Origin of the sequence: Pseudosulfitobacter sp. SM2401 (genome assembly GCF_042932805.1) — a bacterium.
In the GTDB taxonomy this organism is placed as follows: Bacteria; Pseudomonadota; Alphaproteobacteria; order Rhodobacterales; family Rhodobacteraceae; genus Ascidiaceihabitans.
Map to the genome: position 1 here is coordinate 941028 of NZ_CP170633.1, position 24797 is coordinate 965824.

The following is a 24797-nucleotide window of genomic DNA, read 5'->3' on the forward strand; positions in this document are numbered from 1 at the left end:
AGTTTAATTGCTAAAATACAATAACTTAGTTCTAAAGTTCGAACTCAATGTGTCGTGTCCAAATAAAAATTTCGTATCAAGTCGACTGGTAATAAAAATATAGTTCTGAATAAAATGTAGCTGGCAGATTCTCGTTTGTCGAGAATTTTCTATCAATGAGTGTGTTTTCAGTGGAGCGCACCAAGACGCTCCAAGCGTGTAAAATTCACGCAACGCTTGTGTCGTTAGACCCCGCAAACGTGGTCAATCGGGAGTGTCGCTGTGGGAATTCAACGGATCAGAGCATGACTTCGATCAGAGTGGGGCCGCTGCGTGTCAGCCCATCATCAAGGGCGGTTTCAAGGGCTGCGCAATCGCTGACGCTGCAGGCCTCGACCCCCATCGAGCGTGCCATTTGCACCCAATCCAGCGCGGGGCGATCAAGGCTTAGCATGTCGATGGCGCGGGGGCCGGGGTTTTGGACGCCGACGTTTGTCAGTTCTCCTCGCAGAATTTTGTAGCTGCGGTTGGCGAAAATCAACACGGTGATGTCGAGGTTTTCGCGCGCCATGCTCCATAGTGATTGCACGGTGTACATCGCCGATCCGTCGCCTGTCAGGCACATGACTTTGCGCTCGGGGCAGGCGATGGCGGCACCAATGGCCGCTGGCATTCCGTAGCCGATTGAGCCGCCGCAATTGTTCAGCCAGGTGTGCCGTGGTGCGCCTTTGGTGGCGGGTGAAAACGCGCGCCCCGTGGTCACGGATTCGTCCACAACAATCGCATTTTCGGGGATTGCGCGGGCGATCACAGCGGCAAGCGTGTCGAGATTGATGGGCCCAGTGGGCCGCGCGGGCTGATCGGCGGTGACCACATGCGCGGGCGGCGTTTCGGTGGAATTGGTCGCGCTGCACAAGGCATTTAGCGCGGCACTCAGGTCTGCGCCTGCGTCCGCAAGGGTCAAAATTTCTGCGCCATCGCGGGTCAAAATTGCGGGTTTTCCCGGGTAGGCAAAGAACCCGACGGGCGCGCGCGCACCGATCAAAACGATGCGTTTGAAAGGTTTTAGAACCTCAAGCGCGATGTCGATGGGATAGGGGACACGGCCTACAAAAACGCGACCTGCGCCGCGTTCAAGACGCGCATTCGACCACTCCGCTAGCAGTTGGCACCCGGTTTTTGCAGCGATACGCCCTGCGATTTCCAGATTGCGTTCTGTCAATGCGGCACCACCTAGCAACAGCAGTGTTTCGGGGCCAGCCAGCGCGTTGGCTGCGTGGTCCAACTGGCCGTGATCGAACGGCTTGGGCACCGGTAAATCTATCGCGTCGTGGGCAACGCCGCCGTCATTCCACGCGGTGTCACTGGGCAGGATCAACGATGCGATCTGACCGGGCGCGACCATCGCTGCTTGTACCGCCTCAGCCGCATCCGCGCCCACGGTCTGCGCTGATTTTGACGTGTGGACCCAGTGTGACACCGGGCGCGCGATGCCTTCGATATCCGAGGTCAGCGGTGCGTCCAATTCGATGTGGGCCGAGGCATGTTCACCGATGATGTTAACCACGCCAGAGCCGCCTTTTTTGGCGTTGTGCAAATTCGATAACCCATTCGCGAGGCCGGGGCCAAGGTGCAAAAGCGTTGAGGCTGGCGTGCCTTTCATCCGGTAATATCCGTCGGCAGCACCGGTCGCGACGCCTTCTTGCAGCACCAACACGGAGCGCATTCCGGGGATGTGATCAAGGGCGGCAACAAAGTGCATTTCCGAGGTGCCGGGGTTCGTGAAGCAGACATCGACACCGTTGGCGAGCAGCGTGTGCACGAGGCTTTCGGCCCCATTCATTTTCGAGTTCGTTTTTGGGTTCGGTTTGGCGTCTGTCATGTGGTTTCCTTTGCCCAGTAAGGCGCGCGCAGGTCCTTTTTCAGGATCTTGCCGATGGTGCTGCGGGGCAATGCCTTGCGCAGTTCAAGCCCCGATAATCGCTGACTTTTTCCCAATCGAGCATTGGCGTCTGCCAAAATGTTTGCGCCGGTGCGGATCGCTGTTTCACGCAGCACCACCAGCCCCAACGGCGTTTCGCCCCATGCATTGGATGGCACCCCGATCACGGCCGCATCCGTGACGTCAGGATCGTCCAGCAGCACCAGTTCAAGATCATTGGCGTAGATGTTCAGGCCGCCGGAAATGATCATGTCTTTCTTGCGATCTGACAGCACCAAAAACCCGTCCGCATCGAACGATCCCATGTCGCCGGAGCGGAAATAAACCTGCCCAGCGGCGTCCTGCCAGATGTAGTCGGCAGTTAGATCGTCGCGACCAAAATAGCCGGACATCATTGTGGGGCCGCGCCCGCAAATTTCGCCAACTTGGCCTGCCGGCACCTCGTGGCCTTGCGCGTCAATTAACCTGATTTCGTTGCCCGGTGCGACCTTGCCAACGCTGTGCAATTTGGTCGGGTTTTCATCCGCGACCAACACCGTTACGCCGCCGCCTTCGGTCAGGCCGTAATATTCGATCAGCTTGCCCGGAAAACGCGCCAGAACGTCAATTTTGACGTCGGCGCGCAGGGGGGCCGACGTCGAAAATTTGATCCGCATCGAGGACAAATCGAAACTGTCGAAATCCGCGACATCCATGATGCGTTTGTATTGCACAGGGACCAACATCGTGTGGGTGATCGCCTCGGTCTCGGCTATCTGCAAATAGGCGCGCGCGTCGAACTTTGGCATCAAATGCACCGTCGATCCGCCAAACAAGGTGGGCACAAACGACACGATTGTGGTGTTGGAATAGAGCGGCGTCGAAATCAGCGTGCGCGCGTGATCGTCGTAGCCGTTGGGTGATACACGCTCCATCTGCGCGGCGCGCATCCAGTGATTGTGCAGGATGCCTTTGGGGGTGCCGGTGGTGCCCGAGGAATAGATCAGATTGAAGGGATCGGACATGTCGATATCGATTATCGGATCGGTGGTTGGAGCTTGTGCGAGGGTGGTGTCGTAGTCGGCAAAATCGGGGTGCGTGAAATCCAACGCGATGCGGTTGATCGGCATTGCGGTGACAAAACCCGCGACCAGATCTAGGTATTGCTCGGCCACAAAAATCGTGGTCGCCGTGCAGTCAGTCAGCATTTTTTGCAGGGCATCAGGCGAGGCCATAGACGACAGTGGTGTGACGCAGCCACCAGCGCGTAGAATTCCCATGAACAGTTCCGCGTAAGGAATTGAATTAGCGGACAGAATGGCGATGTTGTCGCCTTTTTTTAATCCTGCTTGCAGCAACGAATTTGCGACCCGATTGATGCGCTGGTCGAACGCGCGCCACGTCATCCGATCATCACCACAAACCAGCGCCAACCGCTCTGGATGGGCGTTCGCGTTGGTGCGAATACGGGCGACAATCGTTTCGGTGGGCGGCGTTTCGGGCGGCGGTGGTGTGATCTGGATCATAGGTTTCATGCAGGGCTAAGGGTGGCATTTGCGCGCCGTGCCACAAGCATCGGCAGTGCGCACAGGGCGGCCCCTATAGCAAAGGACAGACCGTAGCTGAGGTCAACCAGTGCGTTTTGCGGCATCGCGATCAGCAGGCCGCCAAAGAACAACATCACGCGCAATGGCAGGCCAGTTGGTCCGGTGAGGGGGCCGATCAGGCTGATGTATCCCTGAAGTGCCGAAGAAATCATTGCGACGCCGATCAGGGCGCACCCGAGAGCGACGGCAATTTCCCATGCGGGCGCTTGACCGACGAGGGCCGGATTTAGCACAAAGAAAAACGGCGCGATGTAGATGACACCGCCAAGGCGCATGGCCTCGAACCCTGTCGCAATCGGGTTGGACCCCGCCATCGTCGAGGCGGCAAATGCACCCAGTGCAACGGGCGGCGTGATGTAGCTGACCATGCCCCAGTACAGAATGAACAGGTGGACAGCGAGCTGGTTCAAACCACCCGCCTCAAGCGCGGGCGCAAGCACCACAGCAAGGAAAATGTAGCAGGCTGTGACTGTCATCCCCATGCCGAAAATGAACGCGGTCAGCGCGCCCATCAGCAGCAAGACCAGCGTGCTGTCGCCAGCCATAAACACCAATTCGTTCACCAGCGTTCCGGCCAACCCCGTGGCTGAAAACGACCCGACAATCAGCCCAACACCCAGCAGGATCGCGGTTAATTCCGCCAGCCCCATGCCAACGCCGACAATCATGTTGCCAAGGCGCTGCAGGTTCAAACGGAACCGCGCGCGGAACTGGTTCACGACCAGCAAAAGGGCGGTGGAATAAAACGGAGCCGAAGATTCTTGGCGCAACCCGATCATCATGTACAGCAGCAGCGCAAAGACAAAAATATAGGGCCAGCCTTCGCGCATGACCTCTTTGAGGCGGGGCAGGTCGGGTTTGGGCAATCCGCGCAGGCCACGTTTGGCGGAATAGGCATCAATGCCAGTGAACAGGCCCCAGTAAAACAGGACGCTGGGAATGGCGGCGGCAAGCGCGATTTCAACGTAGGGGCGCGACAGGAACGAGGCCATGATGAACGCGGTTGCGCCCATGATCGGGGGCATTAGAACGCCGCCGGTTGATGCGCAGGCTTCGGTTGCGGCGGCGGTTTTGGCGGAAAATCCGGTTTTGCGCATGGCGGGGATAGACACAGCACCGGTGGTCAAAACGTTCGAGATGACAGAGCCGGACATCGAGCCCATGAACCCGCTGGCAAAGATTGAAACCTTGGCCGCACCGCCGCGGTAACCGCCCACAAGCCCAAGCGCGAGGTCGTTGAAAAACTGCCCTCCGCCAGTGCGTTGCAGCACCGCGCCGAATAAAATGAAGCCGATGACCACGCCGCCAAACGCCTTCATCGGGATGCCAAAACTGCTTTCGGCGGAATAGATGTGATAGGGGACGGTCTGCATGAACGTGCTTTGGAAACCCGAAAACGGGTCAGGCACGTGGCCTGCAAACGTCGGGTAGAACGCGAAAAACGCGACGATGCAAAACAGGATCATGCCGCCTGCGCGCCGTGTTGCCTCTAGCACGAGGAAAAAGAACACGACAGAAACGTATTGCGCGACTTTGGGTGGGGCATATTCCCAGCCCTGCGACAGGTTTTGCTGTGCGGTTTGCGACAGGTAGGCGGTGCAGCTGAGGGCGATGGCGAACAGCGCCCAATCGAGCAGCGAAGGCACGCCCCCCTTGCCGCCGCGCATTTGGAAAATCAGGAAACTCAGCGCCAGAAACAGGCCGCCAAGGATGTAAAGATAGCGCCCTTCGATCAGAACAAGCCCGAAAAGCTGGATGTTAAACAACTGGTTGATGACCAGAACCAGCGACAGCAGCGTGCCGATCACCACAACCCAACGCGCAGGGCCAGCAAGTCGTTCGGACGGGGTGGCACCATCAATGGCAACCTGCTCGTGCCCTGTCGGGATGGGGGTATTGGGATCGGACATGGGGGTGCTCACACTGAATGGACAAGGACAAACCGCCCGAAGCTAGGCTGCGGGCGGCTGCATCATTGGCGCGCGATCAAAATACGACCGGGAACCCACCGTCTCTGAGTGCTTTGCGGCGTGCTTTGGCCCAGGCTGCCGCCCAATCCGCGGGTGCCGCAGCTTTGGTTGCGGTCCATGCCGCAGCAAGCGCGTTCTGGCGCGCGATCAACGCATCATTGTGATCTTGAGCATCTTCGCTCCAGACGCCTGCTTCGGTGTAATAACGCACCGCACCGGCGTGGTAGGGCACAACCCATTCCATGTTTTGCTTGTCGATGGCCCAGCCGCCAATGCCCGGCGAATTGCCGTCATATTTGGGGAACAATTCAACCATCGCTTTGGTCATGTTGTACACGAGGTCGTCTTCGGTGGCTGCCATCGCGGTCAAAACCGGATAGGCATAGCCTGCGCCCTGATAGCCGTCTGTGCCATCGATATTGGCCCCGACGCGCGCTTTGTTCATCTGAAAGAATGGCGCGATGTCGATCATTCTGCCAAATCCTGCGGTGTCGGCAGGATCAATCGGTGGCCAGAATAGACCGCGTGGGCCGGCTGCGGCCTCATAGACTTTACCCGAGTTGGTGGAGGCGAATGCCGCGTCGACCTGACCTTCGATCAGGCCATTCCAGCTGGCGCCGTAGCCGCCAAAATCGACACGCTCGACGTCGTCCCACGTAAGGCCGCCGTAGGCGAGGTAGGCTTCTGTGTTCACGTTCAGGGCAGGTGCGCCAACGATGTAGGCGACGCGTTTGCCTTTGAGATCGCTAAAAGTTTTGATGTCGAGATCACCCGCCACGCCCACGGCCAAGTTGATTGCGCCGCCGTTGTTGGCCATCAAAACGCGGACCGGTTGTGGCCCCCAGTTTTCTGCGCCGAAATCAAACACGCCTTCTTGGGCCATGAAACTGCCACCGACGCCGGTTGCAGAAAACTGCACACGCCCCTGACGCAGGGGTTCGGTGCGCGACACGTCGTTTTTGCCCGGTAGAACGCGCAGGTTCACGCCGGCTGCATCCTGCAACGCGGCACCAATCGCGACCGATTGATTATAACCCGCAGAACCGGTGCCATAGGCCGTCCAGCTCAGCTGTTTTGGCAGCTCAAAGTCCTGAGCTGCAAGCAGCGTCGGCGCGGCGCCGATCGTGGCGCTAAGGCCCAAGATCGCAATTGTAGAAGTAAAGTAGTTCATAATTTCCTCCCAAAAATTCTTGAAATTGCTGCAATCACACGCAGCAAATATGGTCTGGCGGCCACTATTTCTGCGAAACAGCATTCCGCCCTGTGAAACAGACTATGGATCAGGGCTTTGACGAGTCAACACACCTTGGGTTTTACGCCCCGTCGGTTTTTGATGCTTTGCGCGTTGGCCGTGTCTAATCACATGTTAACGGTTGTGCCTTAAAAGTGCGCCTAAAGAAAAATTCGAGGCCAGCATGCGACGACGTTTTTTCCAAATTTGGTCGGTGATGCTCGTGTTGTGCGCGCAGGTCGGGCATGCGGACGTTTTGACGGATCAGGCTGAAACATTGACCCGCATCAACCTTGTTGGGCAGCAAAGGTTGCTTGCGGTCGAAATTTCGATGTCGGCGTGCATGGTTATGACCGGCGTCGACGTCGAGGCAAACGCGGCTTTGGTGAAAACCTCTGCAGACACGTTTGAACGCTTTTCGGTCGCGCTGCAGGCCGGTGACCCTGAGTTGGCGCTGCCTCCGGAAACCCATCCTGAAATTTTGGCGAATTACACTGTCGTTGGTCACAGCTGGCAGACATTTGCTGCAGCGTCCCGTCAGATTGCGTGGGGCGGCATTCAGTCGGTCACGGTGCGTCAGGTGCTTGCACTTGGTCCGGTCATCGTGCGCGACATTCAAATCGCCGCAGAGCTGGTCGAAACTGTGTACCGCGAGAAACTGGTCACCAAAAAGGAAATGACCCGGACCATTGATATCGCCGCCCGGCAGGGGATGCTTGCCATGTTGCTGGGGCAGCAATTTTGCTTTGCCGCGCTCGATATCAACCGTGCCGCGATGCAAGATGATTTGCGCGCGACGATGGAATTGTTCGCGGTGTCGATGGATGCGATGGCCAACGGCGACTATGATATGGGAATAATTGACCCGCCCAGTCTGGCAGCCCTTGGCACCATGCAAGACATGAAGGGCCTGTGGGAAAACGCCGTGCCGGTGTTGGACATTGCCCTTGCGGATCCGGACAATGCGCGCGACGTGCTGCAGGATTTGGAGCCAATCACGCTGTCGCTATTGGATCTGTCGCAAAAGATGTTGAAAATCTATTTGAATTGAGGTCGCAGCGCGCGCTTGGCTTTGCACATGTGCCGCGCGGCTTTCGACAGTCTTTTATGGACAATTCGGTGCTGTTTTCTCGACCACGTCTGCTTTTCCTTGCACCTGCCGTGCCACGCCACTAGAAGGGCGCAAATTCTTGCCAGCGCCAGTTTAGGCGCCCTAATCCTATGGAGCACACATGCAGGTCACCGAGACGCTGAACGAAGGTCTGAAACGCGGTTATTCTATCACCGTCACGGCCGCCGAACTGGACGCCAAAGTCGACGAAAAACTGGTTGAAGCGCAGCCAGAAGTCGAAATGAAGGGCTTTCGCAAGGGCAAGGTGCCTATGCCGCTTTTGAAAAAGCAATTCGGCGACAAGCTGATGGGCGAAGCGATGCAAGAATCCATCGATGGTGCCATGAACGAGCACTTTGAAGCGTCAGGCGATCGCCCAGCGATGCAACCCGACGTCAAAATGACCAACGAAGACTGGAAGCCGGGCGACGACGTACAAGTCGACATGGCCTACGAAGCGCTGCCAGAAATTCCAGAAGTTGATCTGAGCAAGATCAAGCTGGAGAAAATGGTTGTCAAAGCGGACGACGCAGCGATCGACGAAGCATTGGCCAACCTGGCCGAAACTGCCCAAGATTTTAAGGCCCGCAAAAAAGGCTCCAAAGCCAAAGACGGCGACCAAGTCACAATGGATTTTGTTGGCAAAGTTGACGGCGAAGCCTTTGAAGGCGGCGCAGGCGAAGCGTACCCATTGGTTCTGGGCTCCAACTCTTTCATCCCCGGCTTCGAAGAGCAGCTGGTTGGCGTGAAAGAAGGCGAAGAAAAAGCCGTAACGGTGTCCTTCCCTGACGAGTACCAAGCAGAGCATCTGGCCGGCAAAGAAGCCGTGTTTGATTGCACAATCCAAGAGGTTAAAGAACCTGTTGCTGCGGAAATCAACGACGAGCTGGCAACTAAATTTGGTGCCGAAGATCTGGCCGCGTTGAAAGGCCAAATCGGCGAGCGTCTTGAAGCTGAATACGGTGGTGCATCGCGCGCGATCATGAAGCGTGGCCTGCTTGATCAACTGGACGGTTTGGTTAGCTTTGAACTGCCGCCATCTTTGGTTGAAGCCGAAGCCGGTCAAATCGCACACCAGCTGTGGCACGAAGACAACCCGGAGGTTGAGGGCCACGATCACCCAGAGATCGAAACCACAGACGAGCACAAAACATTGGCGACACGCCGCGTGCGTTTGGGCTTGTTGTTGGCAGAGCTGGGTCAAAAAGCCGAAGTCACCGTGACCGACGCCGAAATGACACAAGCGATCATGAATCAAGCGCGCCAGTACCCTGGTCAAGAGCGTCAATTCTTTGAATTCGTTCAGCAAAACCAGCAAATGCAGCAGCAAATGCGTGCGCCTTTGTTCGAAGACAAAGTCGTAGATCACATCGTTGAGCAAGCGACTGTCGCCGATAAAGAAGTGTCCAAAGACGAGCTGCAAAAAGCCGTTGAGGCGCTCGAAGAAGAGTAAATTCTACTTTAGTGATTTACGGGGCCGCGTCCGCAGGGATGCGGCCCTTTTTCGTTTCGCAAAACCCAAGGCAGGCGTAGAAAAGCGTGTATTCGTATCCAAATCACCCTACGCAGCAGGGCTACATGACCAAAACCGCGCAACGCGCGTATGTCGCATCGGCGATTGAACGCGGCCTGCTGCCCGGGGATGCGATGCGCCGCGCTGATATCGTGTCGCTGAAGGCATCGAACGACCCTGATGTTCCGATCCAGTTTTGGCAGCTGTTTTCAGTGCTTGGCCCTGATCCGATCATTCAGATCGTGCAGGATTTTTACGTCCGTGTTTTTGCGGACGAAGAATGGTTCACTTCTGTTTTTGCCCGTGTGGGCGGGGTCGGGTATCACATCAACACCCAAGCTTCGATGTGGGCGGATGTCATGGGCGGCGGGCCGTATTATCACGGCGCTGATTTCCGTCTGAGCTTCCACCACACTCACAATGCGATTGCGCTGATGAATGATCGCGGGGCGGCGCGCTGGGTCACATTGATGAACCAGACGCTGGATGTATCAGACCAATATTTGCCAGATGATCCGCGGGTGCGGGTGTCTCTGAATACGTTCCTGACGCATTTTCTGGGGAAATATGCCGTCGAATTCGGGTTGGGCGATGTTGGCGCGTTTGGTGCGGTGAACGGGCGTTTTTGACGTGTAGGGACGACTAGGCGCGCTGGATGTATTTTTGGGCGGTGATTGCCGATAAAATGCTCAGCGCGGCGGCCACCCAAAGGGCTGGGGTATAGCTTTGCGCCCAATCATAAATTTGACCTGCGAACCATGGTGCGAGCAACCCTGCCAAGCCCCAAGCTGTGAAAATACGGCCGTAAGCCAGTGGGCCCGCGTCACTTGGAAAGAGCAAAGATACTGCTGCTGGATAGGCCGCTATTGTGCTCCCATAGGCAAAACCCACGATCCCCAAAATCACAAGAGTCTGACCGGGAAACCCCGACAGCGCGAGGAGTGCAGCAGCACCAAGAAGCGGCAGGATTGTGAGAATCCGGCGCGGCGATACCCGATCTGAAAGCCACCCGGACAACAGGCTATCCCAAACCATTGGCAAGCCCAAACGCCAGACTGTACCCGATCCAAACCAGGTCCAGCCCGTTTGCTATGCTTGCTAGGCCGGCCCCTGTGGCCCCGAGGACTGCAATGACGATGTAAATTGTTGCCGGTTGCAGGCGTGAATAAAGGGCGGGACCAAATAGAACTGCTGTTGTCAGAAACACCAAGCCCGAGGCGTAAATCAGGCTGACGGTCGCGCGCGAGGTGGCAAACAACGTCTCAAGTGGGTCTAGGAAAACCGAAAATGCGTGGATCGAGCCAAGCACCATGGCCACCATTGATGCGGCAAAAAGGACTGTGCGTCCTTGAGAAGGGGATGGCCTCATGGCTGAACTGTACTGCAAGGACGCCACAAAACAACATTTTCGGGCCCGTTGTGTGCCTTTCAAAGGGTGTTGCGGCTGTTCGTGCGCCATGACTCTAGCCCAGCCCCCGTAGTACGCGCTTGCCTCTGTGCGGGTGTAAACCTACTGCTGTGCTCAGGGAATTTCCCGCGCGCTTACAGATTGATTGCCGATGTCCACCAACTCCTCTTCTTCTCAGGTCACCGGCTATGCTGCGGCGTGGAGCATCGTTTTTGTCTGGTCATTTTGGTTGATCGTAAGCCGTGTCGCCAACCAAAGCGGCTTGACGATCTATGATTTGGCGGCGTTCCGCTACGGTTTGGCCTCGGTGGTCGCAGTGCCTCTTTGCCTGTATTACAAGCCTTGGCGTGGGCTGCGTTTGATGCAAATCGCAGTGCTTTCGTTCATTTTGGGCCCCGTTTACATCCTTGTCGTTTTTTCCGGATTTCTATTTGCGCCCGCCGCCCACGGGGGGATTTTTATGAACGGGATGCTGCCGTTAATCAGCATCGTTTTTGGCGTGGTTCTGATGCGGGTTTTGCCCGGTTTCAAACAGGTTTTGGGGGCCGGATTGATCCTTGTGTCGGCGATTGCACTGGCGTGGGACGCCAGCGTAAGCAGCGGCGAAACAGCGTGGATCGGTGATCTGCTGTTTGTGATCGGCGCGCTGTTTTTTTCGACCTACGTGATCCTGTCAGAGCGCTGGCAGCTGGGCGCGATGCAAATCATCTTTTGCGGAACAATCGTCAATGCGGCGCTGTATCTGCCGGTTTGGGCGCTTTGGTTGCCCTCTGGCATTGCTGACGCGCCGATGGGGCCATTGCTGTTGCAGGCGGTCTATCAAGGGTTTGTGCCAAATCTGATCGGATTGCTGTTCATCGCGCATGCCTCGCGGACAATTGGCAACGGCAATACCTCGTTTATTCTGGCTGCTGTGCCGGGGGGCGGCGCGATTTTGGGCGCGTTGATTTTGGGCGAAAGCCTAAGCCTGATCAGCCTTGCCGCATTGGTTGTTTTGACCATCGGATTGCTGATCAGCGTGCGCAGAAAGCGTCCGCAACCTGCCTGAATCGTGATTAGAAAATACCCCGAGCAGCGTTAGTCATTTGCGGCGATTACAGCGAACTCGACGACAAAAACGCCGTTGGGCATGACATTTTTCAGCGATTGCGGCAGCTCGGTTGTGCTGAGCGGGATGGTTCCGTGGTCACCAGGTTTTGCCGTTGAGGGCAGCGCAAAATCAAAAACGAACAATGATTGTGTGCCCTCGATACGGGTAGGCGAATAGACCATCGTGCGACCACGTGGTTCGATCAAATCGCTGTCTTTGGCATCAAACGTCCAAACGGCAGGATTGCCCGGCAGTTGCACTTGTAGCGGCCAGCCAAGCCGGATCAGTTGAACCCGCATTTTGGCCATCATGCCGTTGTCTTCGTGCGGCAAAATATGGCAGTGATAGACGGTCTTTCCGGTGACATCGGGGCGGAAATTCATGCGCACGACCGCTTGGTCCGGCATTTTGAGCGGTCCGACCAATTTTGTTGGCCGCTGACATCCATCGTGCCTATCACCCGGCTGGGACTGGATCATCTCGAGCAACCTCGTGCGGAACGAAAACGGAGCAGCGTACAGCGCCTCAATGGTGATTTTCCCATCCCGATGGGCCATAGCCAGATGACTGACTAAAATGATCGCCGATTTCATGGTCGTGATCCGTTTCAATTATGACCCATATTTTTGCCTTTAGTTGGTGGTTGCAGCAGTGTCTGCAGTGTTTCTGGTGATAGACGGGGAAAGAGCGGTGAATGCGTTTGGTCAATCATTTTGCCCCTTACGCGGCAACTTGAACGGGCAGGCGGGGTTTCATATTAAAATTTTTATCAAATAGGCAAATAAGGCAGCACCGCCAAAAGTTAACAAGAAGATACCCTGATTGACCTAGGAATTGACATAATACCAACGCGCCCAAGAGCTAAACGGAATTTGCGTGAGGTGATCTGTTTCACCGGACCAGCGCCAAAAAATGTTTCGAATTTGGGAAAAATGTAATGAGTACGAACAGCAGCTCCGATCCTGCCTCGCAGAGTAACAGTGTGCACACTGGTACGTCTGGTACCGATACTCTAACGGGTGGTCTGGGCAATGACACGATCAATGGCGATGCGGGCAATGACATCATCGCAGGTGACGGGCCTGTCGCGGGTGCGTGGCATTATGAAACCTATGATTACAACTTTTCCTCTTCTGCTGGGCAGGCGTTTGACATCGAAAGCGGTGTGCGCACGGGGTCGGGCTATGTCACGGATTTCGATGAAGGAAATCTGACCAATTCGATCAGAGGCACGACCGGCAACCCCGAAGATTTCGGGGTCATTTACACATCGACGCTGGATGTAACTGCGGGTGGCACATACCGCCTGACGACCTCGTCTGATGATGGCTCGACCATCCAGATTTTTGACAGCGCCGGCAACGCGCTTGATTTTTCGAACCAGACCGGCGGCGTTTTAGACTATCTGAACAATGACTTTCACCAAGGCACAACCACGCGCTACGGCGATGTCGTTCTTGACAGCAATGAAACGTACACGGTCCAGATCCGGTATTGGGAAAATGCTGGCGGCGACGCGTTAAGCGCGACGATTTCCGGCCCTGATACTGGCAATGTTTCAGAATCCTTGTTGACGTCGTCGATGTTGGGTCTGGCCCCTGATCCTGATTATTCAGTGACAGGCGTGGCCGCTGGCATCGAGGGCGACGACGTCCTGAATGGCGGCGCTGGCGACGACACGATCCAAGGGAACGGCGGCGATGACACCATAAATGCAGGTGCAGATAACGACAGCGTCGACGGCGGCACAGGCAACGATTCCATCGAAGGCGCTGCTGGCAACGATACGCTAGAGGGCGGCACCGGTGACGACACGATTTATGGTGGTGAAACACCGACCGACAATTTGCTGACCAACGGTTCGTTCGAAGACGGCACGCATGCTGCAAATGGCGTGAACGGTCTGGATGGCTGGTCAAACACCACAGGGTCACCGGATTCCGCAGACGACGGCGCGGCAGCTGAATCGTGGAACCCCGCGAATGAGGGCAGCGACGGCACCGGCTACGTCACCATGTGGACCTACGCAAACGGCAACCCCGGTGAGGCAATGCAGCAAACGCTGGCAACCCCGCTGGCGGCTGGTGAAAGCTATACCCTAACCTTTGATGCGATTTCTGCGGATCAGGTTGGCGGCACATGGTTCACGCCTTCTGACATTCCCGTCAGATTTGAAATCGTCGATCAGGCGACAGGCACCGTGCTGGGCAGTACGGTTGTCCAAGGCACCAGCTACGAAGAATACGAATTTGATTTCACGCCTACGACGGCCGTAAGCACAATCATTTTGCGTCCCGCAACCGAAGGCTCTGGCACCTATCCGTCAATTATTTTGGACAATGTCAGCTTGAGTGTGACGCCGGATCCGGACGGCGATGACGTCATCACGGGCGGGGCTGGCGATGATTTGATTTTTGGCCAAATCGGTGATGACACGGTCGATGGCGGCGACGGCGATGATACGATCGACGGCGGCAAAGGCAACGACCAACTGACGGTTGGCGTCGGTGACACCGCCAGTGGTGATGACGATTCCGACAACTTCATCCTTGATTTTACCCAAACCAGCACGACGGGGTCCACCACGATCACAATCGATGGCGGCACTGGCGAAGACGCCGGGATCGACTATGACACGCTGAATCTGTCAGGGCAGGGTGAATACACGCTGACGCAGACGGTCGATGCCGATGGGGATTCAACCAGTGGTACGGTGACGTATGCGTCCGGTCAGGTCGTTAACTTTAGCGAGATTGAAAACCTCATCACCTGCTTTACGCCCGGTAGCATGATCCGCTCAGAGCAAGGTCAGGTTGCGGTTGAAAACCTTGTTGTCGGCGATTTGATCGAAACGCAGGATCACGGGTTGCAGGCCATTCGTTGGATCGGGTGTCGCAAGCTGGACGCAATTGATCTTCGGCTCCATCCAAAACTGCGACCCATCCGCATTTCAGCAGGTGCCTTGGCCACAGGGTTGCCCAAGCAGGATCTGGTGTTGTCGCCTCAGCACCGCGTGTTGGTGCGCTCAAAAATCACCGACCGGATTTGTGGTGAAGCCGAGGTTTTGATTCCGGTGAAAAAGCTGCTTGGCATTGACGGGATCGATATCGTTGCAGATCAAGAGGCGGTGACGTATTTTCACCTGCTGTTTGATCGGCATGAAATCGTGTTTGCCAATGACGCACCGACCGAAAGCCTGTTCTTGGGGGCGCAATCGTTGAAGTCGCTTTCGCCAGAAATGCTGGATGAAATCAACACTCTGTTCCCGGAGATTTTTGCGAGCGGTTTTGAGCAAACACCGGCCCGCACGATCCTGCAAAAAAACAATCGGATCGAAAATCTTGTGCGGCGTCACAGCGTGAACGCGCAGGCGTTGTTGGACATCAGCTAGTTTCTGGGCCAAAACCGGATTCAGGCGGGTCTGCTACGTCGCTGTGTTGCCCATGATATGGGCTTCTAAGGCCGCGAGACCTTCGTCCAGTCCAAGCCGCCCAAACCCCAACCGGAAACGATCGGTCGGTGTTTCGCCAAGGTCAGAGCGGTAAATCGTGCTGGGCAACAACAACACCCCGCTTTTTTCGACCAAAGACCGGCAGAACGCATCTACGCCTTCCGCCCCTTTGTAGCGCGGGAACGCCATACAAGACCCGTCCGGGCGGCGCCATTCGAACAAGTCCGGGTGCCGTGCAAAGAATGCGTCCCATTTTGGCAGGTTCTGATCCACGATTTCGCAGTTCCGACGCAAAAGCTGTGCGCGATTGTTCAATGCAATCTTGGTCAGTCGCTCGCTTGGGCCTGAATTGCAGATCGACAAATAGTGCTTCATCCGCTCCATTTTTGACAGGATTTCAGCGTCCTGGCAGGCGATCCACCCAATGCGCAGACCGGGCAGGCCAAATGATTTTGACATCACATTCAGCGACAGCCCGCGTTCGTAAACATCGGCGATAAAGGGCAGGTGGCGGGTGCCTGTTGGGCCAAGCCCGTTGAAAATTTCATCGTGCAGAATGTAGATGCCATGGGTGCGACACAAATCCACCAGCGCCATGTAGCGATCCAACGGCAGGATCGTGCCCGTCGGATTGTGCGGGAAATTAATGGTCATCAGTTTGGTGTTTGGTCTGATCGCAGCCTTGACCCGGTCAATATCCAACGACCAGCCATCGTTTGGATCCAGCGGCACGCCGGTGGCCTCGCAGATCGCGACGGGCAAGGTTTCATGGCTTTGATAGTTGGGGGTGACGACGATGGCGTGGCTGTCGGCGTCAAGGATCACGTTGTTGGCTGCAAAAATGCCTTCGCTGGCGCCGGCGAAACACAAAATGTCGGATGCGGCCTGCCGTTTGTAGATGGTGGCAATCGTGGCGCGCAGATCGGGCGCGCCATAGGTTTCGGTGTAGCCGAGCGACATGCCGTCAAACTCTTCGCGTTCCTGCGGTGTTGCCATTGCCAGCAAATCGCGCATCGAAATGCTCTCGGCATCAGAGGCGGTCATGTGGTATCGCGCTTTGAACTCCCATTTTGAAAAGTGGGTCTCAAGGCGGAAGTCGGGCAATGTCGGCATTGTCGGGATCACCTGTTTGGGTTGCATAAGGGGCTGGCACGACATGATTATCTTGGATCGCGCGCAAATCGAAGACCTAATTGATCTAGAGATCGCAGGGCAGGCAATCGCCGCCGCGTATATTGCTGCGAGCAGGGGGCACGTTAATTTGCCAGCGGTCGGGCATATCACCTTTCCCGACCGATCTGCCGATTGCCACATCAAATACGGCCATGTGCAAGGCGATCCCAATTTTGTCATCAAGGTCGCGACCGGCTTTCCGCAGAATGCCGAAACGGGATTGCCGACAGGAAACGGTGTGTCCCTTGTGATGTCTGCGCAAACGGGCGCTGTGAACGCGGTTTTACACGATCAGATGCTTTTGACGGATATTCGCACGGGGTTGGGTGGGGCCATCGCAACCAAGAATTTGGCCCGCGCCGATAGCCGTCGGGTTCTGGTCGTGGGGACCGGTCCACAGGCACTGCGGCAAATCCAAAGCCATATCGCTTTGATCGGTGACCATCTGACATTCGAGGTCTGGGGGCGGTCGAATGCCAAGGCCCAAGCGGTTGTCGCAGCTATGACCGGCAAGTGCGCGATTGCGGTTGCCCCGGATTTGGAGGCAGCAGCGTGCAAGGCGGATATCATCGTCACGGCAACCGGATCGAACACGCCCTTGATCAAGGACGAGTGGGTGAACAGAGGTACGCATGTCACAGCACTGGGCGCGGACGCGCCGGGCAAGCAAGAGCTTGAAACGAACCTCGTGGCCCGCGCTGATGTGTTGGTTGCGGATTCTAGTGCTCAATGTCTGGATCATGGAGAGTTCTGCCATGCCTTTGGTACTGCAAAGATACTGGCAACACAGGTTAGCGAACTCGGCCTTGTCCTATCAGGGGACGTGCGTGGGCGCACTGATCCCGCGCAAATCTCGATTGCCGATTTGACAGGGATCGCCGCCCAAGACATTGCAATTGCTAACGTTGTGCTGGCGGCACAAGGCGCCAACTAGGCGGTGCAAACGCACGTTACCGTCATGCACTCAAATCCTGCGATTGCTTGATGGGCTGCGTGGGATGAAAACGACGATCATTTTACGATCGCCTAGCGCTCCGAAGATGCCCCCAATCCCGACCAGCAAAAACAACTCGCTTAGAGGCAGGTTGTTTAAAAACAGTACATCATTGTACAAAATTGCGTATTAGTGGTGTGCCAATGAGCCACCTCATTGAGTGACAAAAGGATTTAACCATGCTGGGTGCGCAGAATTTAGACTGGGAAGACGTGAAGAGTTTCGCAGTAGTTGCTGTTGCGGGATCAGTGCGTCGCGCCGCCAAGGAACTGAACGTGCATCATTCAACCGTCAGTCGCCGGATGGACAGTCTAGAACACGCGCTAGGGACCAAATTATTTGATCGCAAACCCGAAGGCTTTGTTCTGACCTCCGCTGGCGAGAGGTTTGCGTCTACCGTGCAAGAATGCGGGCTGCGTTTGAACGATGCGGAGCGGTTCATCTCGGGCCAGGACCGCGACCTGAGCGGTATTGTCACCGTCACAATGGCTGAATCTATGGCCGTTCATGCATTTGCGCCACGATTGGCAGAATTTGCGGAAACTCATCCCAACATCGAAGTACACATGATCATGACCACAAAAGTTGTGGATATTTCGCGGCGCGAGGCCGATATTGCCCTGCGTATCGACAACAATCCACCCCAAACATTGGTCGGAAAGCGGCTCTATCCTTATTATCAAACGGTCTATGCGACCCAAGATTATCTCGATTCACATGACTTTGAAAACGATCCTGAGTCTGCGCGCTGGGTGGCTTGGCACGCAGGCAAGAACAGGTTTCCTGCGTGGACAAAAGAGGCTGGATTTGGCGGCGTGCCGCTTTGGGGGCATTTCCCGGAACCTTCTATGCAACAAGCAGCGGCGCGGGGCGGAATGGGGTTGGCAATGCTGCCGTGCATCATGGGCGACAATGATCCCGAGCTGGTACGTGCCACGACGCGCAAGCCGATGAAAGCACGTGATATTTGGTTGCTTACACACGCTGATCTGCGCAGAACAGCACGGATCAAAGCCTTTATGACCTTTGCCGAAAAGGTTATGCGAGACGCGAAATCGCAGTTTTTGGGAAAGACTGGTGCGTGAATGCGCCACTCTGGTGCGCAATGCGCCGATGACAATGTAAATTTGCTACGCCAGAAATGTGTTTGAACCAACGGGACCGATCCGTCCGCATGACTGGAGACACACCATGGAATTTCCTTACATCGCCGCATTTGTCGGTGCATTTTTAATCATTATGCAACAGGTGTTTATGATGATCACAGGCACGCACCGGGGAAAGGTCGCAATTGGCGTTGGATTTGGTGATGACAACGAATTGGAGCGGAAAATTCGCCGTCACGGGAACCTCGCGGAAAATGCCGCGATCTTTCTTGTTGTGCTAGGTTTTGCTGAAATTCTGTCAGGTGGCGGCATGGTTACAACCATCATTGGTGTGGTTTTTCTCGTGTCACGCATCGCTCATGCGACGGCGTTTTCATCGCTGGCGGGCTCTCATGGGCAGGAAAACAGCGCGCGGATTTATGTGTTGTGCCGGCTGTTTGGCGCGCTTGGCACTGGGCTGTCTGGCATCGTTCTTGGCGTGTACTTGTTGTATCTGCTGGCGATGTAAATCGGGCGTAGTGCGTACCTGAAATCGTCTGGGACGTTGAACATGCCAAACGTCACCACGATACTTTGAATACTACGACAATTGGTATGAAAATTGTCGCTTTGTCGGGGGCAGGGCCATTCAGGTTCTCCATCAAGACGTAGAGATTGATGCGACTTTGATTTCCAGGGAACCAGAGTTGAGACCAAAGAGCGGAGTGTGGACGATTGGGACTGTGTGGGCCTAACGGATTTAGCTTTCGCGCGTCACGCAATCCCGAGAAACCCAAGCTGTACGTCCAATTGGCATTGCCCCATCTGATGTCCGGACACAGTTGGTTTGCCATTTGCTTGGGCTGCCAAACAAAGCGTCGTTGGGGTGGCGCGCGTGATGACGTCGCATACCAGTTTCGCAGATTTGATGTCTTGATCCGTGAACGGCTGCGGGTCTTGTAAATCTTTCCCAAGAGTTGTCGCATTGATCAAGATAGCGCCAGCTTTTGTGGATTGTGAAACAACCACGTCGGGCCAGTGCTGCGCTATCAGATCGTTCACGGATTTCGCGCGCTCTTTATCCGTTTCGCTAAGGATCAATTGCGAAATGCCCCTTTCGCACAGGGCATCGACGATGGCTATTCCAGCCCCACCGCCGGCCCCCAAAACATGCGCCACACCGTTTTTGATAGGAATTCCGGCCGCATCGATCGCTGCGCACATCGCCAAGCCGTCCGTTGCATCCCCGATCAACCGGCCATTTTTGGATCGTACGGTATTGACCGCGCCCAACCGCGCGGCGCGCGTGCTGCAGTTGTCCATGGCGATAAACGCGGCCTGTTTATGCGGATAGGTGACCGAGCATCCGATCATGTTGGCGCTGTGGCGTAGCAATTCCCAAAACCCCGACACGCCTGATTGGGACACGTCCAGTGGCACCATGGCAATGTCTAACCCTTTCGCATCAAAGGCAGAATTGAAGGTTGGGGGCGAAAATACATTTGCAATCGGACTGCCGATGATCGGGATAATTTTGGTTTTTCCGGTGATGGGCATCTTGAGGCTTTCAAAAATGGGCTTGACTCATTGTCTTCAATATTGCGAAAAATATCCAACATTTTTTAAAAAGGTGAACGAATTGCTGTTTGGCGGACGTAGATCAGAAGACGACACTGTGGTTGAAATGCTGGCCTCTGCGATCCGGCGCGACATTTCGTTTGGCGTGCTGCGCCCTGATCAAAAGCTCAAGATCACGGACCTGCGGCAAAGCTATGGTGGATCCAACCATTCGATGCGCGAAACGCTGCGCATTTTGTCCTCCGAAGGGGTGGTCGAAGCAACCAATCAACGGGGTTTTCGCGTCACCTCAGCCACCGAAGACGATCTTCGTGATATTCTACTGGTGCGCCTTGAGGTTGAAAAACTGGGTCTTAAACGCTCGCTTGAGCGCGGCGATGTCGCATGGGAAAGCCGTGTGATTGCAGCCCTGCACGCGGTCAGCCGTGCTGATGGTCAAGTTCAAGACAACCCTGATGACGTGACGGCCTTGCAATGGGACGAGGCCTGCCGGGATCTGAGTATGGCGCTGATTTCGTCCAGTGGTTCGCCAAGGTTAAGCACGATGGCGGCACAATTTTACGGCCAATCGCGGCGTTTTCGTCTCGCGCTTTTGCGCGAAGGTCGCATTGATTTTGCCGCGCGCGCGGTGCGCAGGGCCCAATTGCAAGACGCCGTTATTGCACGTGACGAGACACGCGCGCTTGGGGTTCTTGAAGACGATATTGGTGCCGATTTGGGCGCCTGAAATAACACAGAACGGATCATTTAGGGAGGAAACAATGGTCATTTTCAACAGACGTCAGACACTGGGCCTGATCGGTGCGGCGGCGGCGTCCAGCCTTGCAGCACCAGCAATTGCGCAAAACAAAAAGATCGTGGTGGGGGCGTTGCGCTTCACGTCGCATTCCGCCAGCTTTATCGCGGCAGAGCGTGACTATTTCAAAGCCGCTGGCCTTGATGTCGAATTGCGCTTTTTCCAAGCCGCACAGCCCATGGCCGTGGCCATCGCGTCAGGTGATGTCGATTACGCCGTAACGGCGATCTCGGGTGGCTTGATTTCACTGGCTGACAAGGGCGCGATCAAAGTCATCGGCGGCGCGCTCAGCGAAGAACCGGGCATTGACGGTCAAAAAATCCTTGTCTCAGACGCAGCATTTCAGGCTGGTGTCACAACACCGGCAGGTCTGGCAGGCAAGAAATTCGGGATTTCAACTGCCGGATCGTCCTTTCACTACATGGGCTCCAAAATCGCGCAGGCCGAAGGTGTCGACATGTCGTTCACGCCGCTGCAAAAAGTCGGAGCGATCATTGGCGCGCTTAAATCCGGCCAGATCGATGCATGGTCCATCGTGCCGCACATCGCCAAACCGCTCGCAGGGTCTGGCGCGGTTCACATCATCGGGAATGTGTCCGATTATTTGCCGAACTATCAGGTCACAACGGTGTTCACATCCGCCAAAAACGCAAGCGACGAACGCGGCCAGACGGCCGATTTCATCAAGGCCTTTGGCATGGGGGCAAATGACTATAACGCCACCATGATCGACAAAGCCAGCGGCGAGGACGGCGTTAATGACATGGTCGATCTGATCCATAAATACGTCTACACGGATCGTCCGCGTGAAAAAGCAGCACCGTCCATCATCAATGGCACGATGCGGATCAATGAGGGCGCGCGCCTGAACACGGCGTCGGTTCAGGATCAGCTGAGCTGGTTCCAGTCCGAGGGCCTTATTGATGGTGACATCACCCTCGATACGTTCGTTGACACCAGCTACGTCGACACCTTTGAGGCCTAAGGTCTAAAACACGGCTGGCCGCTGTTTGATGTGGCCAGCCGATGTCTCTTTGTTCAGGAAAAATTCATGGATATTCGCTTGGATGCGATCAGTCATTCCTATGGCGACACAGAAGTCTTGCGTGACATTTCGCTGGATATTCCAACCGGCAAAATCGTCTGCCTTGTCGGCCCGTCTGGCTGTGGCAAATCGACGTTGCTGCGTCTGCTGGGCGGGCTAGAGCGACCGTCTGCGGGGCGGGTTTTGCAGCTTGGGTCGCCACCAGAGGGCTGCCTGAATCCGCTGACGTATGTGTTTCAGGATTTTGCGCTGCTGCCTTGGCGTTCGGTGCATGGAAATATTTCACTGGTGCTCGAAGATCACGGCATCAAAGGTGCGCGTGCGAACGATATTATCGCGGATGTTCTGGCGCGCACCAAGCTGAGTGATTTCAAAAACGCGCTGCCGCGGCAATTGTCCGGTGGCATGAAACAACGGGTCGCCATTGCGCGCGCGCTGGCCGTCAAACCGGCGGTGATGTTGATGGATGAACCGCTGTCTGCCCTTGATAGCCAGACCCGCGAATTGTTGATGGATGATCTGGTGACCTTGTGGACCCGCCAGCCGTTCACCGCCTGTTATGTCACCCATAATCTGGCCGAAGCCGTGCGACTGGGCCACCAGATTGTCGTCTTGTCCCGTCGTCCCGGTCAAATCCGCGAGGTCGTCGAAATCGAAACGCCCTTGGCTGCACGTGGTCACGGAGATGCCGAGTTAGAGCGCACGCAGAAACACCTTTGGGATTTGATGCGCGAAGAGGCCCGCGCCGCTGATGAGGAATTGCTTGATGTCTGATGCAACGCCAAAAACCCAACCGATCGAGGTCCGATTTCGCGGCGGCGGGTTCGCGCCAAAATCACGCCGCTGGGTCGGACTGATCGTTTTCGTCTTTTTGATCGCAATCATGGAAATCGGTACACAAAGTGGGTTTGTGTCGTCGCTGACCTTGCCAAAACCGTCCGACGTGCTGGCGACCTTTGCAGAGCTGTGGGACAGTGGATTATTGTTCAAACACCTGTTCCCATCCCTCAGTCGTCTTGCTGTGGGGGCCACGATTGGTGCGACAATCGGGATCGCGGTTGGCGTCATGATCGGGCTGTTTTCTTACGTGCGCGCAGGTTTGGTGCCGCTGGTGGCCGCGATCTTTCCGATCCCCAAAATCGCCTTGTTGCCGTTGTTTGTAATCTGGTTCGGGATCGACGAGGCCAGCAAATACGCCCTGATCGCCTTTGGCACGTTCACGCCCACGGTCGTCGCCACCTACGGCGCGGTCGACAACGTTGACCGGTCGCTGATCCGCATGGGTCAAAGTTTTGGGCTGTCGTGGTTTTCGATTGTTCGCAAGATCGTTTTGCCAGGGGCCATGCCCGGTATCTTGTCCGGTCTTCGCATTTCACTGGCGATTGCGATTATTCTGCTGGTCGCTGCCGAAATGCTGGGGGCCGAATACGGAATTGGTGCCTACATCCTAGAGGCCGGATCGCTGTATGATCTGGAGCGCCTCTTTGCTGGCGTCGTGATCCTGTCGCTGTTGGGCGTCATTCTAAGCACTGTGATCGGCGCGATTGAGCGTCGCCTTCTTGGTTGGCGATCATGAGCCGCAAGCCTGAATGTGACTATGACGTGGTTGTTGCGGGCGGCGGTGCGGGTGGTGTTGGTGCCGCTTTGGGCGCGGCCCATGCAGGTGCGGATGTTCTGCTGGTCGAGAAATATGGCTTTTTGGGTGGGGCTGCGACGTCGTCCAACGTGCTGGCCTATTGCGGTTTTTTCCAACAGGGGGCAACCCCGATCAAGGCGGTTGGCGGGGTTGCGGATCTGGTTCTGGACGAATTGCGCAGCTTGGGGTTGGACTGCGATCCGTTCTGTTCGCCAACGACCTTGAACTGGATCATCCTGCTAGAGCCGGAAGCGGTGAAACTGGCGCTGGATCGCGTGTTGATCAAGGCCGGCGTGGACGTGTTGTTGCACACGCGCGTGGCCGCAGTTGCACGCACAGCAGATCGGATCCAATCGGTCACATTGGCCGGCATGGAAGGGCGCAGACGCGTCGCGGCAGAGGCGTTTGTGGACGCCACGGGTGACGCGAACCTCGCGATGTTGGCCGGTTTGGACTGCCGTGTTGGCAATGAAAACGGGCACCTGCAAGCGATCTCGGCACCCATTCGGATTGGCGGGCGTGATCACACTGTCCCGATCGACCGCGACGCGGTGATTGCAGGGTTCGAGGTTTATAACCGGACCGGCCAATACCCGTCTGCGCGCACCGATGGGGGCATCTTTACCGAAGTTCCGCGCACCGGAGAAATGTGGTGGATGATGTTTGATCATGCGATCGCGGATCTGTCCTCAGAAAGCTTTACGCGCGCCGAACAAGCCGCACGAGGGGCTGCGCATGATTATGTCGACGTGCTGCGCGCGCATGTTCCCGGGTTCGAGCACGCGTATCTGTCATCGAGTGGCCCACAAATCGGTATCCGCGAAAGCCGTCATCCCCCCGCGCGCTACGATCTAACGGCCGAGGATCTGCGCACGGGGCGCCAACGCAGTGACGGTGTTGCCAAAGCCGCGTGGCCAATCGAGGATCACTCGGAGCCGGGGAAACCGGTATATCATTCCGTGGGCGGGGACGGGTTTGCCGATATCCCGCTCGATTGCCTTCGCGCAACAGGGTTGGATAACGTGTTCTACGCCGGCCGTTTGATCGGCGCTGACGACATGGCGTTCGGATCAATCCGTGTGATGGGAACCGCGTTCGCCACCGGAGAAGCCGCAGGTCGCGGCGCCTGCGACTGTTTCTAAGGGGCACTACCATTGCCCGAAGGGCGAGGAGCAGCACCGCGCAAACTGCACAGTGCTGCTAACGTCG

Annotated in this window: 22 protein-coding genes; 13 read left to right on the top strand and 9 right to left on the bottom strand. The window is 56.2% G+C overall.

What is annotated here, in order from left to right; all coding sequences use genetic code 11:
* Positions 1-277: 277 nt before the first annotated feature.
* The 4 genes from ACFIO0_RS04685 to ACFIO0_RS04700 all read right to left on the bottom strand — a co-directional run bounded on the left by ACFIO0_RS04685 (position 278) and on the right by ACFIO0_RS04700 (position 6648).
* A complete protein-coding gene (locus tag ACFIO0_RS04685; RefSeq protein WP_390914064.1) occupies positions 278-1861 on the bottom strand; it encodes an acetolactate synthase large subunit in 1584 nt (527 codons plus the stop codon).
* Positions 1858-3435 carry an AMP-binding protein gene (locus ACFIO0_RS04690; RefSeq protein WP_390914066.1) on the bottom strand — a complete coding sequence of 526 codons (1578 nt, stop codon included), beginning with the start codon at positions 3433-3435 and terminating at the stop codon, positions 1858-1860. The genes ACFIO0_RS04685 and ACFIO0_RS04690 overlap by 4 nt, the downstream gene beginning before the upstream one ends.
* Positions 3432-5417 carry a TRAP transporter fused permease subunit gene (locus tag ACFIO0_RS04695; RefSeq protein ID WP_390914068.1) on the bottom strand — a complete coding sequence of 662 codons (1986 nt, stop codon included), beginning with the start codon at positions 5415-5417 and terminating at the stop codon, positions 3432-3434. The genes ACFIO0_RS04690 and ACFIO0_RS04695 overlap by 4 nt, the downstream gene beginning before the upstream one ends.
* A 76-nt stretch (positions 5418-5493) precedes the next feature.
* Complete coding sequence (locus tag ACFIO0_RS04700) at positions 5494-6648, bottom strand: TAXI family TRAP transporter solute-binding subunit (protein WP_390914070.1); 1155 nt, start codon at positions 6646-6648, stop codon at positions 5494-5496.
* Between the two features lie 244 nt (positions 6649-6892).
* Here ACFIO0_RS04700 and ACFIO0_RS04705 point away from each other — a divergent pair, with 244 nt between their 5' ends.
* The 3 genes from ACFIO0_RS04705 to ACFIO0_RS04715 all read left to right on the top strand — a co-directional run bounded on the left by ACFIO0_RS04705 (position 6893) and on the right by ACFIO0_RS04715 (position 9961).
* A complete protein-coding gene (locus ACFIO0_RS04705) occupies positions 6893-7759 on the top strand; it encodes a type IV pili methyl-accepting chemotaxis transducer N-terminal domain-containing protein (RefSeq protein ID WP_390914072.1) in 867 nt (288 codons plus the stop codon).
* A gap of 181 nt (positions 7760-7940) precedes the next feature.
* Positions 7941-9272 (top strand): trigger factor, encoded by a 1332-nt coding sequence (tig, locus tag ACFIO0_RS04710; RefSeq protein ID WP_390914074.1) that lies wholly within the window; start codon positions 7941-7943, stop codon positions 9270-9272.
* A gap of 125 nt (positions 9273-9397) precedes the next feature.
* A complete protein-coding gene (locus tag ACFIO0_RS04715; protein ID WP_390914076.1) occupies positions 9398-9961 on the top strand; it encodes a hypothetical protein in 564 nt (187 codons plus the stop codon).
* Between the two features lie 13 nt (positions 9962-9974).
* Here ACFIO0_RS04715 and ACFIO0_RS04720 read toward each other — a convergent pair whose 3' ends face one another.
* Complete coding sequence (locus tag ACFIO0_RS04720; RefSeq protein WP_390914078.1) at positions 9975-10367, bottom strand: MFS transporter; 393 nt, start codon at positions 10365-10367, stop codon at positions 9975-9977.
* Entirely contained in the window at positions 10354-10653 is a 300-nt protein-coding gene (locus tag ACFIO0_RS04725) for a hypothetical protein (protein ID WP_390914080.1), read from the bottom strand. Before ACFIO0_RS04725 ends, ACFIO0_RS04720 begins: the two co-directional genes overlap by 14 nt.
* Before the next feature lie 238 nt (positions 10654-10891).
* Between ACFIO0_RS04725 and ACFIO0_RS04730 the strand changes: the two genes are divergently transcribed.
* Complete coding sequence (locus tag ACFIO0_RS04730; RefSeq protein ID WP_390914082.1) at positions 10892-11788, top strand: EamA family transporter; 897 nt, start codon at positions 10892-10894, stop codon at positions 11786-11788.
* Positions 11789-11817: 29 nt separating this feature from the next.
* Here ACFIO0_RS04730 and ACFIO0_RS04735 read toward each other — a convergent pair whose 3' ends face one another.
* A complete protein-coding gene (locus ACFIO0_RS04735) occupies positions 11818-12423 on the bottom strand; it encodes a multicopper oxidase domain-containing protein (protein WP_390914083.1) in 606 nt (201 codons plus the stop codon).
* Between the two features lie 344 nt (positions 12424-12767).
* On the opposite strand from ACFIO0_RS04735, the gene ACFIO0_RS04740 reads away from it, so the two are divergent.
* Positions 12768-15221, top strand: a complete 2454-nt coding sequence (locus ACFIO0_RS04740; RefSeq protein WP_390914085.1) for a Hint domain-containing protein — start codon at positions 12768-12770, stop codon at positions 15219-15221.
* A 33-nt stretch (positions 15222-15254) separates the two neighbouring features.
* Here ACFIO0_RS04740 and ACFIO0_RS04745 read toward each other — a convergent pair whose 3' ends face one another.
* Positions 15255-16439 (bottom strand): aminotransferase class I/II-fold pyridoxal phosphate-dependent enzyme, encoded by a 1185-nt coding sequence (locus tag ACFIO0_RS04745; RefSeq protein ID WP_390914087.1) that lies wholly within the window; start codon positions 16437-16439, stop codon positions 15255-15257.
* Here ACFIO0_RS04745 and ACFIO0_RS04750 point away from each other — a divergent pair.
* From ACFIO0_RS04750 to ACFIO0_RS04760, 3 genes are all read left to right on the top strand, one after another.
* On the top strand, positions 16438-17388 hold the full coding sequence (locus ACFIO0_RS04750) for an ornithine cyclodeaminase family protein (protein WP_390914088.1): 951 nt from the start codon (positions 16438-16440) through the stop codon (positions 17386-17388). The genes ACFIO0_RS04745 and ACFIO0_RS04750 overlap by 2 nt on opposite strands.
* Before the next feature lie 239 nt (positions 17389-17627).
* Positions 17628-18533, top strand: a complete 906-nt coding sequence (locus tag ACFIO0_RS04755) for a LysR substrate-binding domain-containing protein (protein WP_390914090.1) — start codon at positions 17628-17630, stop codon at positions 18531-18533.
* A 106-nt stretch (positions 18534-18639) separates the two neighbouring features.
* Positions 18640-19062, top strand: a complete 423-nt coding sequence (locus ACFIO0_RS04760) for an MAPEG family protein (RefSeq protein ID WP_390914092.1) — start codon at positions 18640-18642, stop codon at positions 19060-19062.
* A gap of 245 nt (positions 19063-19307) precedes the next feature.
* Here the strand turns inward: ACFIO0_RS04760 and ACFIO0_RS04765 are convergent, their stop codons facing one another.
* Complete coding sequence (locus ACFIO0_RS04765; RefSeq protein ID WP_390914094.1) at positions 19308-20090, bottom strand: shikimate dehydrogenase family protein; 783 nt, start codon at positions 20088-20090, stop codon at positions 19308-19310.
* 82 nt (positions 20091-20172) lie between these two features.
* Here ACFIO0_RS04765 and ACFIO0_RS04770 point away from each other — a divergent pair, with 82 nt between their 5' ends.
* The 5 genes from ACFIO0_RS04770 (at position 20173) to ACFIO0_RS04790 (ending at position 24730) form a co-directional block, all read left to right on the top strand.
* Positions 20173-20838, top strand: a complete 666-nt coding sequence (locus ACFIO0_RS04770) for a GntR family transcriptional regulator (protein ID WP_390915280.1) — start codon at positions 20173-20175, stop codon at positions 20836-20838.
* Positions 20839-20872: 34 nt separating this feature from the next.
* Positions 20873-21892 (top strand): ABC transporter substrate-binding protein, encoded by a 1020-nt coding sequence (locus ACFIO0_RS04775; RefSeq protein WP_390914095.1) that lies wholly within the window; start codon positions 20873-20875, stop codon positions 21890-21892.
* 66 nt (positions 21893-21958) lie between these two features.
* The gene (locus ACFIO0_RS04780) at positions 21959-22726 is read left to right on the top strand and encodes an ATP-binding cassette domain-containing protein (protein ID WP_390914097.1); all 768 of its coding nucleotides are present in this window, start codon (positions 21959-21961) and stop codon (positions 22724-22726) included.
* Complete coding sequence (locus ACFIO0_RS04785; RefSeq protein WP_390914099.1) at positions 22719-23528, top strand: ABC transporter permease subunit; 810 nt, start codon at positions 22719-22721, stop codon at positions 23526-23528. Before ACFIO0_RS04780 ends, ACFIO0_RS04785 begins: the two co-directional genes overlap by 8 nt.
* Positions 23525-24730: an FAD-dependent oxidoreductase gene (locus ACFIO0_RS04790; RefSeq protein WP_390914101.1), complete on the top strand. Its 1206-nt coding sequence runs from the start codon at positions 23525-23527 to the stop codon at positions 24728-24730. The genes ACFIO0_RS04785 and ACFIO0_RS04790 overlap by 4 nt, the downstream gene beginning before the upstream one ends.
* Positions 24731-24797: the final 67 nt, after the last annotated feature.

Excerpts from the sequence above, each read along its gene's own strand:
- ACFIO0_RS04750 (WP_390914088.1), top strand. The coding sequence starts at position 16,438 with ATGATTATCTTGGATCGCGCGCAAATCGAAGACCTAATTGATCTAGAG.
- ACFIO0_RS04740 (WP_390914085.1), top strand. The coding sequence starts at position 12,768 with ATGAGTACGAACAGCAGCTCCGATCCTGCCTCGCAGAGTAACAGTGTG.
- ACFIO0_RS04765 (WP_390914094.1), bottom strand. The coding sequence starts at position 20,090 with ATGCCCATCACCGGAAAAACCAAAATTATCCCGATCATCGGCAGTCCG.
- ACFIO0_RS04725 (WP_390914080.1), bottom strand. The coding sequence starts at position 10,653 with ATGGTGGCCATGGTGCTTGGCTCGATCCACGCATTTTCGGTTTTCCTA.
- ACFIO0_RS04775 (WP_390914095.1), top strand. The coding sequence starts at position 20,873 with ATGGTCATTTTCAACAGACGTCAGACACTGGGCCTGATCGGTGCGGCG.
- ACFIO0_RS04755 (WP_390914090.1), top strand. The coding sequence starts at position 17,628 with ATGCTGGGTGCGCAGAATTTAGACTGGGAAGACGTGAAGAGTTTCGCA.
- ACFIO0_RS04760 (WP_390914092.1), top strand. The coding sequence starts at position 18,640 with ATGGAATTTCCTTACATCGCCGCATTTGTCGGTGCATTTTTAATCATT.
- ACFIO0_RS04735 (WP_390914083.1), bottom strand. The coding sequence starts at position 12,423 with ATGAAATCGGCGATCATTTTAGTCAGTCATCTGGCTATGGCCCATCGG.
- ACFIO0_RS04730 (WP_390914082.1), top strand. The coding sequence starts at position 10,892 with ATGTCCACCAACTCCTCTTCTTCTCAGGTCACCGGCTATGCTGCGGCG.
- ACFIO0_RS04695 (WP_390914068.1), bottom strand. The coding sequence starts at position 5,417 with ATGTCCGATCCCAATACCCCCATCCCGACAGGGCACGAGCAGGTTGCC.
- ACFIO0_RS04745 (WP_390914087.1), bottom strand. The coding sequence starts at position 16,439 with ATGTCGTGCCAGCCCCTTATGCAACCCAAACAGGTGATCCCGACAATG.
- ACFIO0_RS04790 (WP_390914101.1), top strand. The coding sequence starts at position 23,525 with ATGAGCCGCAAGCCTGAATGTGACTATGACGTGGTTGTTGCGGGCGGC.
- ACFIO0_RS04780 (WP_390914097.1), top strand. The coding sequence starts at position 21,959 with ATGGATATTCGCTTGGATGCGATCAGTCATTCCTATGGCGACACAGAA.
- ACFIO0_RS04720 (WP_390914078.1), bottom strand. The coding sequence starts at position 10,367 with ATGGTTTGGGATAGCCTGTTGTCCGGGTGGCTTTCAGATCGGGTATCG.
- ACFIO0_RS04700 (WP_390914070.1), bottom strand. The coding sequence starts at position 6,648 with ATGAACTACTTTACTTCTACAATTGCGATCTTGGGCCTTAGCGCCACG.
- ACFIO0_RS04690 (WP_390914066.1), bottom strand. The coding sequence starts at position 3,435 with ATGAAACCTATGATCCAGATCACACCACCGCCGCCCGAAACGCCGCCC.
- ACFIO0_RS04685 (WP_390914064.1), bottom strand. The coding sequence starts at position 1,861 with ATGACAGACGCCAAACCGAACCCAAAAACGAACTCGAAAATGAATGGG.
- tig (WP_390914074.1), top strand. The coding sequence starts at position 7,941 with ATGCAGGTCACCGAGACGCTGAACGAAGGTCTGAAACGCGGTTATTCT.
- ACFIO0_RS04715 (WP_390914076.1), top strand. The coding sequence starts at position 9,398 with ATGACCAAAACCGCGCAACGCGCGTATGTCGCATCGGCGATTGAACGC.
- ACFIO0_RS04785 (WP_390914099.1), top strand. The coding sequence starts at position 22,719 with ATGTCTGATGCAACGCCAAAAACCCAACCGATCGAGGTCCGATTTCGC.
- ACFIO0_RS04705 (WP_390914072.1), top strand. The coding sequence starts at position 6,893 with ATGCGACGACGTTTTTTCCAAATTTGGTCGGTGATGCTCGTGTTGTGC.